At 64.2% G+C, this 15,191-nt stretch carries 9 protein-coding genes; 4 read left to right on the top strand and 5 right to left on the bottom strand.

Features of this window, described 5'->3' with window-relative positions; genetic code table 11:
* Positions 1–72: 72 nt before the first annotated feature.
* On the bottom strand, positions 73–357 hold the full coding sequence (locus FZ983_RS17725) for a transposase (RefSeq protein WP_149224818.1): 285 nt from the start codon (positions 355–357) through the stop codon (positions 73–75).
* A 502-nt stretch (positions 358–859) separates the two neighbouring features.
* Between FZ983_RS17725 and FZ983_RS17715 the strand changes: the two genes are divergently transcribed.
* From FZ983_RS17715 to FZ983_RS17710, 3 genes are read left to right on the top strand one after another with little or no spacing between them, the layout of a single operon-like run.
* Positions 860–2,158, top strand: a complete 1,299-nt coding sequence (locus FZ983_RS17715; protein ID WP_149224816.1) for a toll/interleukin-1 receptor domain-containing protein — start codon at positions 860–862, stop codon at positions 2,156–2,158.
* Positions 2,155–2,988: a hypothetical protein gene (locus FZ983_RS34150; RefSeq protein WP_188092378.1), complete on the top strand. Its 834-nt coding sequence runs from the start codon at positions 2,155–2,157 to the stop codon at positions 2,986–2,988. The genes FZ983_RS17715 and FZ983_RS34150 overlap by 4 nt, the downstream gene beginning before the upstream one ends.
* Positions 2,989–3,022: 34 nt before the next feature.
* A complete protein-coding gene (locus FZ983_RS17710) occupies positions 3,023–3,904 on the top strand; it encodes a pentapeptide repeat-containing protein (protein WP_188092377.1) in 882 nt (293 codons plus the stop codon).
* Between the two features lie 12 nt (positions 3,905–3,916).
* Here FZ983_RS17710 and FZ983_RS17705 read toward each other — a convergent pair whose 3' ends face one another.
* The 3 genes from FZ983_RS17705 to FZ983_RS17695 all read right to left on the bottom strand — a co-directional run bounded on the left by FZ983_RS17705 (position 3,917) and on the right by FZ983_RS17695 (position 9,213).
* On the bottom strand, positions 3,917–4,150 hold the full coding sequence (locus FZ983_RS17705) for a hypothetical protein (protein ID WP_149224814.1): 234 nt from the start codon (positions 4,148–4,150) through the stop codon (positions 3,917–3,919).
* A 91-nt stretch (positions 4,151–4,241) separates the two neighbouring features.
* On the bottom strand, positions 4,242–5,573 hold the full coding sequence (locus FZ983_RS17700) for a tetratricopeptide repeat-containing protein (protein ID WP_188092376.1): 1,332 nt from the start codon (positions 5,571–5,573) through the stop codon (positions 4,242–4,244).
* 154 nt (positions 5,574–5,727) lie between these two features.
* Positions 5,728–9,213, bottom strand: coding sequence for a patatin-like phospholipase family protein (locus FZ983_RS17695; protein WP_149224812.1), 3,486 nt, complete (start codon positions 9,211–9,213; stop codon positions 5,728–5,730).
* 220 nt (positions 9,214–9,433) lie between these two features.
* On the opposite strand from FZ983_RS17695, the gene FZ983_RS17690 reads away from it, so the two are divergent.
* Positions 9,434–10,756, top strand: coding sequence for a TRAFs-binding domain-containing protein (locus FZ983_RS17690; RefSeq protein WP_149224811.1), 1,323 nt, complete (start codon positions 9,434–9,436; stop codon positions 10,754–10,756).
* Between the two features lie 15 nt (positions 10,757–10,771).
* Here FZ983_RS17690 and FZ983_RS17685 read toward each other — a convergent pair whose 3' ends face one another.
* On the bottom strand, positions 10,772–15,187 hold the full coding sequence (locus FZ983_RS17685) for a metallophosphoesterase (protein WP_149224810.1): 4,416 nt from the start codon (positions 15,185–15,187) through the stop codon (positions 10,772–10,774).
* Positions 15,188–15,191 lie beyond the last annotated feature (4 nt).

Raw genomic sequence — 15,191 nt, 5'->3', positions numbered from 1 at the left:
AACTCGTCCCGGTGGTCCTCGATGAAGCGGAACCTCATCTCGGCGGTTCCGAGAAGATGCTGATGGCCTTTTTTAAATGTCGCGTTCCTGCCGGGCCCGCTCCAGCTCGCGTCGCAGCCGCGCGATCTCCGCCGTCTGCTCGTCCGGATTAGCCGGCATGGCCGTGCCGGATACGGCAGGGGAACCAGACCGTGACCGCGGCGGGTGCCCTTGGGCTACCCGGCGCCAGTTCCGCAGCACCGAGGCCTGCAGGCCTAACTCCCGCGCCACATGCTCCAGTGGCCGGCCGCTCCCTTCCAGCAGGGCAACGGCCTCACGCTTGAACTCGTCCGTGAAGGATCGCCTTGTCTTCGTCATCAGACACCTTCCCGCTCCACTCGGAGCTTAGCAGTGGTGTCCACCGAACTGGGGCAAGATCATGCGAGGCATGCTCGCCTTCGTGTTCGAATACCATCCGAACCGGGCGCTCGCGCACTTCAGGGGCGTATTTGGGTGATGCCTGCTTCGTCATAATGACCCCACTCTCTCAGATGATGGGGCCTCCAGGAAACCCGGTGCGGTTCAGTTTCCGAAGGCATCAAGCTGATTAGGTCCCGGCGGAAAATTGTAGGAATGGGCTGGGCGGCGCTTTGCCGGGCAGTGTAAGTCGGAGATGTCCCAAAGGCATGGTCCGGCATTTGCCTAGATTCACGTAGCAGAGCAAGCCACCACGCACTTTGCAATAGATTACACGTAGAAACATACCCGTGAGGCGTGATAGACATTTATAGTTTCAGCATATGCGAAGTGAGACCGCCCCCGTGGCAACCATCGTTCCCCTACGTCGATTGGATCCGGGACACGGCTTAAGAGCGAGAAGATGACACTGCAAAACGGGCTTCAGCTCATCCTGCACACCGATGATCCCTCCAGGAAATATAAATGCGAAGGGTTCACCGGCCTGCCCCTCAGAAATCCGGTGCAGGTCATACTGCTCTCCAACGGAACGCCAGAGGGCCTTCGATACTGTCAGGATCTGCGCGACGCTTTGGTCCGCAGCCTCCGCGCGGTGGGGGGAGCCATCCATCACCAAATGCGCGCTATGCCGTGCAGCGGAGCGATAAGCAACCCCAGCAATTGCCATGCGTTCTCTGATCCGGACTGCTGGACCGTCGTCGTTTATCTCGGGGATTATGATCGGCCAGCCGCTTTGCCGCGATGGTTGACGGCCCCCCCGCGTGCCGGGCTGAACGCACCTAAGATAATCCCCCTCCTGCCCCAGGGTGCAAACCCGACCACCTGCCTGCCTGGCACCATCCCCGACAGACAGAACGCCGGCTTCTGGACCCACAATGCCGGTGAATTGGCCGGCGCCGTCCTGGCGGAGGCGGGGATCTGCCCGTCGGAGTTCCGCATCTTCATCAGCTACTCCCGATCCGACGGCTCGCGCTTGGCCATGCAGCTTTTCAACGGCCTGAGCAGCCGCAATTTCTCGTGCTTTCTGGACCAGTACACCCAGGCGCCAGGCGTCGATTTCACACAGGCCATCTACGAGGCACTGGCAGACAAGGCCTTTCTGCTGCTACTCGAAACCCCCGGCGTTCTGAAGTCGGCTTGGACGCAGGCTGAGGTGGCGTTCGCACGTGGCCACGGCATTCCCATCCTCTCCCTGCATGTTCCGGGCAGGCACCAGCTACCGGAAATCCGTTCTGCGGAGCGCATTCCCCTGACGTCCGGCATGATGATCGGGCGAGGAGCCGACCGCCGACTGCGGGATGTAGATCTGGGCAATGTCCTGGTCCAAATTCAGAACACGCACGCGACCTCCATGTTGATCCGCCGCACGCACCAACTCATGGGACTGCGCGTGACGCTGGAGCATCATGGAATCCAGGTAGTCCCCGGTCCCGGCGGCCTCATGGAGGCCCGGAGCGGCGGGGCTCGGTATTACCTGCATGCCTGTGAACGCCCGCCGGTGTTGCGGGATTTCCATCATTGTGCCCTCAACTCCCATGGTGTCAGACAATCCGCCGTCGTTGGGTTGATTGCCCCACTTTCATCGCAACGCCGTCAGGAGGGACGATGGCTGTCGCAGCAATCCGGTATCGGTATGTTCGATGAGGTCACCGAAAAGCGCCACTTGGCGCGCCGCATCGTACGGGGAGGAGGTTTGGTATGATCATCGACTTCAGCTTCGGCGATGGCCTTCGCGGCAGGACGGTGCTGCTTGTGGTGGGCGATGACGCTCCGCCAGAGGTCGGTTACAACTCCGACGGCGACCACCTGCTGACGTTGGACCGGGCCGTGCGCAGCATTGGGCGGGCGCTCTTCGCGGCGGGCGCGCGCATTCTTATGCGCCCGCACCCGGTGTACATGCCCATGCTGGCCATCATGGCCCAGGATTTCCGGGAACCCGAGTTGACGGAAAAATCCTTTGTCGAAGGTGAAGGCATGTCGACAGCGCCGGGAGTTGCCATTCTCGGGATCACAGAGCCGTGGCTTCGTCGGCGCTGGCCTTATCTTCTCGACAACAAGCTGATCACGCTGGTCGCCACCTCCGGCCGTCATCACCAGCGTCTGAAGCATGGAATTGCAGAAGCGGAACCGGTGGCCATGCTGCTGGTCGGATTCAGGACCGGCTTTGTGCGCGAAGTGAACCTTTTTCGAAACATGCGCGGGAATCTACCCGTCATTCCCCTGGAAATCCCTGGAATCGAAACCGTGGAAAAGCAGGCGGACGCCCGGTGGCGATCGTCCGAAAGGCGGCGCCCAAGAACGTTGCGGTTTTCCATTCCTGACCAGGGATTTAGGAACGACGCCCGCGACTTGGCCGATAAGCTTTGGCAGCGCGTGAGCGCGTCACAAGACTGGGAGGATGGCGACCGCATGCGGGAAAGCGTGGCAATGGTGCCACCCTCGCTTATGGAGTTCGCGCCACCTCGGCCGGTCGAGGCGATTGCCGAGACCATCGTCGAGCAGCTTGCCGGCCGGATTGACAGAGAGAGTTAAGCCGTCTCGCTCCCCTTTGGTGGACACACCGACCATGGGCAATCGAAAGCATATCGACCTTATTCGGCAAGGGGTGACCGCGTGGAACGAATGGCGGGTCATACATAAGCGGTCGCAGCCGGACCTGACGCGCGCCGATCTGTCCGGCATGGACCTGCGTGGAGTTGACCTGCGCGGAGCTGGATTGTTCAAGGCGAACCTGCGCGGAGCCAATCTGTCAGGTGCCACCCTGCGTCAGGCGCGACTGATCGAAACCGATCTTAGGGACGCCGACCTGTCGGGGTGTCATGTGTACGGGGTCGCCACCTGGGATCTGCAACTCGATGGAGCGCGGCAGACAGGTCTGAACATTGCCAAGCCCGGCCAGCCGAAGATCCTCGTGGATGACATTGAGGTGGCCCAGGTTCTTTATCTGCTTCTCAACGCGAGGCAGGTTCGAAAGGTCCTGCATCTCATGGCTCAGCGTGGCGTTCTCCTGCTCGGCCGGTTCAACGACGGCGGCCTGGAAATGTTGCGCCAAGTGGCGGACGCACTCCGGGACATGCACTACGCACCCATCATTTTCGATTTCGACGCCGTCGAAACCAGGGACCAGATGGAAACCGTAACCGTGCTGGCGGGACTGTCGCGTCACGTGATCGCCGATCTCAGCGGCCCATCGGTTCCGGCCGAACTTCAGGCTATCGTGACTACGTACCGGGTTCCGGTTATCCCGCTGATCCAGCGCGGAACGAGGCCCTATGCGTTGTTCAAGATCCTACACAACAGGGGGCTGATTTGTAAGCCCATCGACTACAGCAGCGTTGACGACATCCTGCGCTCGCTGAGCGCCTCCTTGTGCGAGGCCGAGGACCTCCTCCCCTGTCGGGAAGCGTTCCTCGGCCCTGCACCGTCGATGCCGTCCGAGCGCAGCTAGAGCATTTTCCACTCAATCGCAGTCATGTGCGGCGGCCGCGAAGAAGTTCACGCACTCCGCCGGCATGATTGCGTGGCCGCCCATCGGCTTGGGCTGCACGTGGCCGTCCCGGCGCCACAGCGCGACCCACTTGATCGCCGTCGAGGGCGCCACCACGAACCGTTTCGCCGCCGAGCGCCAGGATTGCCCGCCGTCCGCCGACGCCATCAACCGCTCACGCAGATCCAGGGAAAGAGGTGCTGTCATGCGGGCTGGCCTCCGTCACCAGCCCACATCTTGGATCAGATTTCAGCCCCGACGGTGATCCTCCTTCAATTCCGGACGACCGGAAAATGTTCTAAAGCGCCCCTCCGCAAGCCTGCAGGTGCTCGCGCAGTCGGCCGACCACCGCCTCGAGCCTCCGCCGCACGTCGGCGTCATCGACTTGAGCGGCGGAGTGCTCGAGATCCGGGATCGTCGTACCGAGCTTCCATTCATCGGGCCGGTCCTTCAGAACCAGCATGAGGAGTTGCTCCGCCTTGACGGCGTCCCCAACGTCGAACGCGGTACCGAGCAAGGTAGGGTTGGTCCACTCCGTCGCCGCGTTGCGCAGGCGCGCGCCCTCGCAGGCGATCATCACCACCGCGTTCACCGCCCGAGCCCTCTCGGCATCCCCGGGCCTGTTTCTCGTGCGCAGGAGTCGGGGCAGGTTCGAGGAGGGGAAGTAGTCGTTGACGTCGAGCAACATGCCGCGCTCGTAATGCTCGATCGCCCGGTCCAGGTAGAGCTCCCGCTCCGCATCGCTGGCGGTGCCCTTAGCCAGTTCCTTGTAGCGCCCTCCCAGCAAACCCTGGCGTTCCGAGCTGTCGCCATGGAGCGCGATCAGGGTTTCCAGTTCCTGGATCGATTCCAGGTGCCGGCCGGTCTTGGACAGTGCGAGAGCCCTCTGCTCCCGCACCACCGGCAGGTTCCGGACGGTCTCGGGCAGCCCATCGACGAACTGGAGCGTCCGTTCGAACGTCAGCGTATCCCGCACCAGGAGCAACAGTTCCAGCGCGATGGCTGGAACAATCGGATCGGTCTTTCCGTAAGTGGCAAGCAGGCGATTCACCAAGTCCCGACGAGCAGCGGCGGGCATCTTCCGTGCGACGGACACCTCGGCCTGGAAGCGCGATAAGGTCTGCACGAAAGTCCTGAAGGCGCTGGTCCGCTTGACGTCCAGGTTGGGGTAGCCTTGAAGCGCGTAGAGCGGCGTCTGCGAATGGGCAAGTTTCGGGATCTGCTCGCAGAGCATGTCGATGATGAGTTGCGCCTGCTCATCCGTCACCTCTCCCTCCGGCAATGGGTAGCGCACCTGCCGCATCTGCGCGACATCGAACAATTGCTTCGACCAGTCAGCCGAAATCAAGACGCAACCGGTGTCCTTGCTGCCATGCCGAATGCCGATCTCATAGTAGACGTTGGCGTTGGACAAAGTCAGGTCGGCGATCACCAAATCGGCCAGCGTCAAGCGCTCGAGCATCTCCTCGATGATCAGCGGACCAAGGTCCTCGTCCGCTCGAACCGCCTCATAGCCCAAGCGCTCGATGGCCGGCCGTAACGCCTTGTCCCAGAGAAGGTTGAAGTTCACCTCCGCCGGCCCGGCGCCCTGCTTTTCACCGGTCGGCTTCTTGCCGAACGGCATGACCATGAAGCACACAGGCCGTACCGCCTCTGCCGGTGTTGCCACTAAGCCCATTTGGGATCTCCTCGTTTAAAAACAGCATGCTCCGGATTGTGTGCGTTGCCGCTTCGCGCCGACGCCTTTCACAATCCCAACACCACTCTGCCCGACGCTCCAGCGCTCATGGCTCATTGCCGCCGTGTCTCCGGTAGAAGCCGTCAGTGATGGCCAGGTACAGCGCTCCGAGGGTTGGTCCGAAGACCATGGCAAGGACACCGATGAGGAATTCCATCACCGGCCTGCGGCGCCGGATCCAGCACAGAACGCCCAGCCCGGCTCCAAGCAACACCAACCCTACAAGATAGAAGACAAGATACCCATTCAGCACAGAACTGAAGAAGGCGAACGTGATGCCGATGGGCACCAGCCACCAGACCCGGCGGACCAGATCGACGATCGACTTCAGCGAACCCGGAATCCGAAACGCCTTGAATAGGCGGTGGCGAGCCGCGCCGAGAATGGCAAGGAGGCGCTCCTTTGCCTTCGGGTCGTCACTGTCGACGGCCTCCGCGGCGGCCAGGAACCGCCAGCCATCGCTCCGCGCTTCGGCCTGCCGTCCCAAACCGGGCATGGCATCTGGAAGAAACCGGTGTGTCATGCGGTAGCCGCTGAGCATTAGGGTGTCGGCCTCCGCATCGCAGAAGGAGTCGAGATCGGTCCGGATCCCCGCCAATCGGGATTGTATGTCCCGCGGCATGCCGTAGCATGTGACGCCGCCATCAGCGGGAGCCCGTAGCTCAGCCGAGGGCGCCTCCCCCTCCGTGTCGCCGGGCAGCCATTTGACCGGTGGGGATTCGAGATCCTTCATGAGATGCACGAACAGCCGACCGCGCAGCAATCCGCCTCGACTGCGGGCCTCAAGCTCGCGGTTCTGAAGGTCGCGCACGCGGGCCATGAGGATGTCGTTGGCGCGTGGCAGAACGTCGCCAAGTCCTTGCTTGACCTCTTTCTCCACTTGCAGCTGGCCGCTGGCGTCGCTGACCAGAAGCATGGCGCAATCCTGTTCAAGCAGGCCGGCGATCCCCTGGTTGTCGTGCACGCCACCATCGACGAGGCTTATCGTGCGCCCGGGATACAGCCCGGGGAGTTGCAGGGGAGGGAAAAGCCCCGGCACGCCCGACGAGGCCGCCACAGCGAAGCCGAGCGGAACGCTCTTCCAGGCGGTGGGAATATTGTCTTCATAGTACATCCGGCGCAAACGCTCGCTAGCGTCGATCTCAGCGTTGATGCCGCTTGGCGGCTCGCCCATCCACGTTGCCGCGAACTGCCAATTGTGGCCGGTGTTCAGTGTTGTGCAGTTCAGCAAGAGGACCGGCACCTTGCTGGCGCGGCGCCAGTTGTCCAGCTTCAACATGAAATCGGGATCTTCGTACGGCGTGATCAGCAGGTTACTGAGCACGAGGTCCCCGCCCCTCGGCCAATTTCTGTAAATCGGCTTGAACAGGTATTTTTCGTACAGGTCACCGAGATAGTTGGTGCGCGACCAGCCTTTCTTCAGAACCGCATCCAGGCACCGGTAGAAGTTGGTGAACACCCGCGTGCGAATGTTGTGACGGATGCCAATCTTGAAGTTTTTCTCGATGCGTTTGACCAGCGCAATGTAATCATTCCGGTCGATGTCGCAATCGCGCTTCGTCATGAGCAGACGTCGTAGCTCGAGGTAATAATAAGCTCCGATGATCGAGCCTCCCGAGACGCATGACAGCACCTCGACGTGACGCAGCACGTCCATCTCGGCCAGGCCGGCCAGCACCCCGATATGAAACAGGGAGGCCCGGAACCCTCCGCCCGACAGCGCGAGTCCGACCTTGCCGATGGCCAGCCCGCGCACTGCGGTGACATCCTCGCGCAGAAAGACGCAGAGGGTTTCCCAGGCCGGGGTCAAGGCACTGGCCTCGCCGCCGGCGCGGCGCTGCGATAGGTCGGCCAGCTTCGACAGTTGGCGCGCGGTGGACTCCAGTTCCCATTCGTCCAGCCGCTGTCCAAGGGCGATGCGCAGGCAATAGAGGGCGTCATCGTAGGCGCCAAGCCCGAAATGCGCCTCGGCCAGGGTGACCGCTGTCCACCACCCGTCGGGCTGCTGCTCGAGCCGCAAAGCCTCGACCACCGGCCCCAGCTCCCTGACGATGCGCTCGCGGAGGTCGAAGACACGCTTCTTGGTGTCTTCGCTGCTGATCCCGATCTCTTTGGCGCTCTGGTCCATCTGCCCGGCCAGGAGGTCGAGCATGAAGGCGGCATTGATCGCGGTGTAGCCCTTGTCGAGTCGCGGGCCAACCATGCCCCGGCCGCAGCCGCGCAGATAGAGGGCCGCCGATGCTTCGAGATGTTCGCGGCGACCGTCGATTTCCCACTTGTTCTTGTACACCGCTCCTGCCAGCCCCAGCGTTTCCTGGTCCGTGGTGGTGTCGAGCGCGGCCTCCTCGCGAAGCAGTTTCAGCGCCGCGTCGAGGCGGATATGGGCCGGTGTATAAGCATCCTTGTAGGTGCACAACGCTTCGGCCTGCACAAGCTTGAGGTCGACCCGCAACCGCCCTCGGGTGGCGCCGAACCTGCCCCGTGCCTGCCGATGCTCATGGCACGCCGTGCGCAACGCCTTGAACAGGGCGCTGGCCACATTGAAGAAGCGCTGCCGCTTCAATCGGCGCGCCAGTTTCCAGTGTTCCCAGCACGCCCGCACTTGGCCCTTGTCCAACAGTCGTTTCGCCTCTTGGACGTCTGGGTTGTCGTCCGCGCGCTGCGGGCCGGGGGCTTCATCCCGGTTGCCTTGAAAGCGGAGGTGTGGTCCGAAATAAGCCTGCGCGACCGTCCAGAGGCGCACGTGCCCGGGACCATGTCGCTCCAGGAGGCTCAGGTCGTGCAGACGTGCCAGCAATCCGGCCGCGCGGCCGACGGGCAAACGCGTCGCCGCGGCGGCATCGGCCTCCGAAAGGGTCTCGTTTTCGGCGGCCCGCGCCAGCGCCGCCAACCCCATGCGTTCCTCCCAGTCGAAGCCGGCGAGCATCGCCCGCATCGCTCCGGCCACCGTCGGCCCCTGCCGGCGGTCCGCGGCATCATCGAGGGATGTCAAGCCAAACGTGGTGAGGTCCCGCGTCAGGCCCGCCATCGCATCGTCGAAGGATGTACTGCGCATCCCTTCGGCGATGCGCCGCCCCGCGAGGGCCAAACCGAGAGGCCAATACCCGAGGCGCTTCGCAAGCCCTGCAAGCTGTTCCCTCTCCCCGGTGGACGGCGCTCCGCCGGCCTGCTCACTCCACAGCAGGTCTATGGACTGGTCCTCCGTCAACGGGCCGACCACGATCGGAGTCACGCCCCATTCGCGAGCAAGCGCGTGGGTACCGATGAAGATCGTAGGGCGGTCCAGATGGAACTGGCCCGCATCCGGAGCGAGGCCGGTGGCGGACACGATGGCAATTTGCGCCGACTCGCCAGCTGGAAGGCCCGCCGCCGGACCGCAATCGGCGAGGCCCCTGTCGACCGCCATGCGGGCGAGAACGTGGCGGCCGGCCCCCGCCGGCCCACACAGCACCACGAACCCGCGTGCGGCCAGTCCCTCGCTGATTTGTGCCAGCAACGTATCCCGATCGATGAGCTTGACGGTGAGTGGCATGGAACTCTTATCCCTGCAAGAATGGGAGCGCTCCTGCACCCGTTAGGGACGAGGCTGCACCTCCAGGTTCGACAAAAAATCGACCCAAGCAGTGGGGTTATCACCCGTCACGCTCCACATCAAGCCTCGGCCGGGAAAACTTCTGTTTGTATACCAATCGTGCGTTGCGGTGCCGGTCTGGAGGGGCCATCCTAGCAGGCCGTTCTCATCGGAGGAGACGATGATGCCACTGTGTTTCGTTCTCATGCCTTGTGGGACGCTGGCTGCGGAGGGCGGAAACCCCACCGACTTCGACGCCGTCTTCGAAGAGATCATCGCGCCAGCCATTCGCGACGCGGGCTTCTCGATGGTCACGGGGCGCGAAGATGCCGCCGGGGGTCTCGTGAACGCCTCCCTGCTTGAACGCCTCCTGCTGTGCGACTATGGCATCATCGACGTGACGGGTGAAAACGCGACGGCCTTGTTCGGGTTGGGTGCTCGCCATGCTTGGCGCCCGCACGGCACTGTGCTGCTCCACGCGGCCGGACGCCCGCCGCCCTTCGCCACGACGCTGTTCCACACCCAGCCCTACGGACTCACGCCCCACGGCCTGCCTGCGAGGGCGACTGAGGACCGCAAGGCGCTGGCGGCGCACCTCCGCAACAGCCTCCTGCCGGGCATCGACAGCCCGATTCTGCATTTGCTCGACGAACAGCCGATCCCCGACATCAAGCGACTGAAAACCGACCTGTTCCGGGACCGGGCCACCTATACGGAATCCGTCAAAGAGGAATTGGCCTCGGCCCGGCGCCAGGGTGCCGAGGCCGTTCGCGCGGTCGAAAGGAGGCTCGGCGATGTCGCAACGGCAGAAACCGGAGTGGTGATCGACCTCTTGCTCTCCTACCGGTCGGTCAAGACGTGGCAAGACGTGATCGCCCTTGTCGGCCGGATGAGCCCGCTGCTCGCCGGCACGGTCATGGTGCGCGAGCAATACGCGATGGCGCTCAACCGTGTCGGCCGCAGCGTCGACGCGGAACGCGAGTTGCTCGATGTCGTCCGGCGGCACGGAAAGAGCAGTGAGAGCCTGGGGCTTCTCGGCCGCGTCTACAAGGACCGCTGGGAGGCGGCGCGTAAGGCGGGCGATGCGGCGCTTGCCGAGGACATGCTCCGCAAGGCCGCCGACACCTACTGTCAGGGGTTCGAGGCCGACTGGCGCGACGCCTATCCTGGCGTCAACGCCTTGACGCTGATGGAGGTGCAGACCCCGCCCGATCCGCGCCGCAACGAACTGCTGCCCGTGGTACGGTACGCGGTCGAGCGGCGCATGGCGGCCGGAGTACCAGATTATTGGGACATGGCAACCCTGCTGGAATTGGCCGTCCTGGCCGGCGACGAGGCCGCGGCGCGCGCGGCGTTGGCCGACGCCCTGACTCATGTCCGCGAACCCTGGGAGCCAGAGAGCACGGCCAACAACCTTCGCCTCATCCGCGCGGCGCGCGCGGCGCGCGGGGAGGCAACGGCATGGCTCGCGGAACTTGAAGCCGGGTTGCTGGCCCGGGCCTGAGGGCGGCCGCTCCCGTCATTCCAACAAGCGCGGGGCCGTGCGCCGCAGGTAGATGCCGGCGACACGCACCTCGGTCCCGGACTGCTCCCCGGCCTCGGACCGGACCTCCTCGTCGAGAGCGGCGACCAGATTCCGCATATGCAGTGAGGTTCGCCGCGAGCGCGCACTGCTGAAATCCACCAGTACCAGTGTCGCCATCGGGACACGCCCGTCCCTGCGGAACCTGCGGGCACGTGTCGCGATCCTGGTCTGTACGCCACCCGTCCAGGAGCGGCCGATCACGATCACCTCAACCGCCATCACCGGATCGCCCGCAAAACGGATCAGGATGTCGCCCGGCAAATCGATGTCGCGAAGCCTCTCGACGGTGAAGTTCGGCGGTAGGCGGTTGGCCATGTGGGCGTCGATGTGCGACACTATTATCTCTTCAGATTGCGCCATGAGCACTCCCGTGCCGTCGAGCCGTCGGCACACATCGAGGATGAACGCCCGGGCACGCCGGCGAACAGCCGCTGGCAGGGTCAAACTCTTGCGGTTGCTAATTCCCCTCAGCAAAGCGGGCCGAACTTCGGCGAGACGCTCGTCGCGGGCAAGGCGCTGCCGCACCCGCGCGGTCTCCGGCCGGTCGACGAGCCAACGCAGAAGGAAATTGCGGAAGTAGCCGGCCTTGTCCCTTTGGTCTGGCTTGAACGCGTCCTCATGGAGCGGGTCTTCCGACGGCGGCACGAGGGAGACGACGAGAGGCAGCAATTCCTCCACGGCCGAGAGAACCAGGAAACCCGGCGGCGGGGAGAGCGGGCTACCATCCTCGATCCACGTGTTCAGGCGGGCGCACAGGGACACGAAGAGCGTGCCGGCCTCCCGCCTTTTCGCAGCGTCCTTCAGGCTCGGCAAGGCCGCTGTGGCATCGAGCCAGAGCCAAGCGGCAAGCAAGATCGGCAGCATTTCCGATGCGGAGGATGCGCTCCGCACACCGGTTGCCAAGATGCCGAGCACCTCCTTGCGTTTTTCCGTCGCGCCGAACCGGATCAGGAACCGCATTGCGGCGTCGAAGAATTCGCCGCTTCGGGAACGGAGCGCGTTCCTCATCGAGAACGCCTCCATGGCCACGCGGCTCATCACGGGGCGCTCACGCAGACGGTCGAACACCGAAAACGCAACCGATGGCGCAGATGCTTCGGCGTCCAGCCACTCCTTGAGAACCCTGAAGGTTGCCTGAAAATGGGCTTCGGCCAACCGATCCATCCAGGCCGGCGCTCCGTTCAGTTCCTCCAGGGCGTAGAGCGCTGCAGTCTCCGCCTCCCCAGAGGACAGGCTGATGAAGTCGAGCCCCTCGTCCACGGCGATTGCCAAGCCGATGGATCCGATGATGAGTTCGCGCGGCACAACGACCGAGTCCCCGAAATCGGATGGCATCGGTGGGCGCCACCGTGGCCAGAAGCGCAGCCAACCCTCGCGCGCCGCCTCGGCGACCTGGAGGCCGAATTCCGCGACCAAAGCCTTCCAGTTGCTGAGCCCGTTGACGCTTCCGCCTTCCTTCTCCCGCAGAACCTGCGCGAGGCACCAGAGTGCGTCCACCGCCTCGGCGCTCCGGATGCGGTCTCGCTGACCGACGATCCAGCGCCGAAAGGCGGCTCGGGTTCGCCGATCAGAGGCCGCCGGCAGCATGTTCCAGGCTTCCTGTTTGCGGAGCAGTTGAGGGATAGGAAGCTCGATGGATGCCACTTCGTCCCAGTTGTCCATGCCCTTCTTCCAAGAGGGCTGCGTTTCCACGAGACGCAGCATCGCCCTGGAGAAATCCAGCTTGGCAGCGACAACCCTCAAACCGCGATCGTGCTGTCCACCGCGGCCGGGCATGCGCAACCCGGCGCGCAGTTCAATGAACGGTTCCGATTGAACGAGGCATCCTTTACCGCTGCGGTCGTGGGCATGCAGATAGATGGCCTTTCGGTCGGCAAGGATCCGCTGGAAACGTCGCCGGTCGGTCTGAAAAGCGTCAACCGAATGATGGCCAAGCACGATGCATAGTGCCTCTGGATCGACATGTTTCAACTGTTCCTCCAGGAGCCCGACGCCGACCTGGGCCAGCACATCGTCGGAAGTTCCTGCCGACAGCCAAGCGGTATTGAGACCGACAATGGTGACCGGACGCCCGCGAACGTCGATGTCGACCGTGTAGGCGCCGCCGGTGGAGCCGAGCCAATCCGCCGGCGTATCCGTGTATTTCCGTTCAAAATCGGCATACGCGGCCAATGCGGCAACAAAACGTTGACGCTGCGCCGCGCTCGCCGCGCTTGGCTGGAGCAGCCCCGTGGGATCGCCGGAATACCTCAGGTCTCCGGCGGACCTGTCGAAATCGTGGTTGCCGGGGACGGCGAGGATTCGCCCTCGCCAGTCCGCACCCAAATGTGCACGGACCGGATCAAGGAAGTCGTGTGCGATGCCGTGGTATTGGTCTGCCTTGCCCGAATAGGCAAGGTCGCCGGAGATAAAGATGAAGTCGGGCGGACCATGTGTCTCAATGCTCTTCAGCACGAGATCTCTCACCAGTGGAACACGACCTTCCGTGCTTCCCGAATAGAGGTCGGCCACATGGATCCACCGGATGGCGTCCTCACCGATGTTTGCCACGAACCGGTACAGCCGTCCGTCCACAGTTGCGATCACCGCCTCCGACGCAGAGTAGACATTGACTGGCTCGTCACGCTTCAGCTTGATCTGCAGGCGCTCGCCGATGTGCGGCAACCGGACCTCCAGGCGGACGGCATCGCCGACCAGCGGGGCGCTGATGACCGGGGCAGGACCGGCGGCCGGGTACCGCAACACAAGATCGTCTCCCCTGCGTTCCACGGTGACGAACACGTCGTCAGGGCCGGCATGCCGCGCCTCAGGCCAGTCCTCGTCGAGAGCGTCCGGTCCGCCAGACGGCTGCGTGCCCTGCTTGGCCAGGGCGAGCAGTTGATGGAAGGCGGCGGTCTGCCGCACGGGTTCGGGAAGCTGGGGAAGTGCGCGACGGCTCCAGGCGGCAATGCCGCTGCGCCCTTCCAGCACCAGCGCGGCCAGGGCGGGACGCAGTACGGCTTCCATCTCGTCGGCCGAGGCGCCCGCCAACGCCAAGTAGCACAGCTTCTCCTCCAGCCGAAACGCAGGCGCCACGTCCGCATGCACCTCCTCCAGGGTGTCCCACACTTGGCGGAGCTTGGACCGGTCGGCAGCCAACGCCTGCCTCAGGATGTCCCGCGCCGGGCCCCACAGTTCGACGGCATCGGGCGTGCGCGCCTCCACCACCGGGCTGAGCCAGAACTGGGCCTCGATCGCTGGCGCGGCGCCGGGAAGGAACTCCTCTCGCAGACGGCGCAGCAAGGCCGGCTCGATGCGCACGGCCAAGGAGACCATTTTGGCGAGTTCGTAGGCTGCCGGATCGGTTTCACGCAACAGCGCCACGGCCTCACCGGCCGCGGTATCCTCCGCCTCCAGCGTAAACGGCATAGGCCTTGGACCCACTGGCCGGCTGGGAACCCATTCGACCAAGCGGACCAGGGAGCGCAGGGCGTACGGCCAGTCCTCGTGGGGGTACGGCGTGATGATGGTGAGTGACGATCCACGCTCTCGCAGCGTCTCGGCCAAGCGCCGCCACACGCTCAAGACCACGCTGTCCTCCGCTCCCCCGATGCCCAGATCGGTCACCGCCACGACCGGGACGCCGGCCGGAGGCGGGGCATAGGGACGCCACTTCCGCCGGGGACCGTCGCCGACGACACGGGGATTGCCGGCAAACCGCAGAATGCTCGATACCTCCTTCCCAATTACCGAGCGCACCCGCTTACGCAGGCACAGCAAGTCGTTCAAGAACGGCGCCATGCCGTCGCCCCAGTCCTCCAGCCACTGCACACCCCTTCTCAGCGTCGGACGCGGGTGGCACGGCAGGCGCGTGATCGCTTCGCCACGGGCGAAGCGCTGGACCAAGTCTTCAATGTGCAGCAGACCATCTCCGCCGGCAACGGCCGCCGCCTTGGCGACGAGCGCCGGCGCCTTCCGGTCGTCGAGCAGCGGCGCTGGCAGCAGCACCGCACCGGCCGAAGTGGGACGGGGCATCGGCACCACGTCGGCGAGGATGCGCCGAAGGTCGCTCTGGAAATCCGGATCACGCTCAGCGCGCAGCAGATAGAGGGACTCATGATGCTCGCCGGACGTGTGTTGCTGCGTTGGAGTCTGGTTCAGCTGCCGATCAGGGGGTGCTTGCCTGCGACGGGAGCCCGAAGCCCTCTTCCCCTTAGATCCAGTGCCGCCGCCAGACGCGGAGGCTGCCGGCCCGGGCGACAGTAGACCGAGCCGTTCGGCAAGCCGGCGGAGATCGTCCTCGCCCTCGGCCTGCAGTGCCCCGGCCACCCGCAATAGATCTGCGGCCCAGATTTCCGGCGGTTTGCTCACCTCC

Source organism: Azospirillum sp. B21 (assembly GCF_008364825.1).
GTDB lineage: Bacteria > Pseudomonadota > Alphaproteobacteria > Azospirillales > Azospirillaceae > Azospirillum.
Note: the sequence above shows the minus strand (reverse complement) of the source record. Positions and strands in the feature narration are given on the sequence as shown.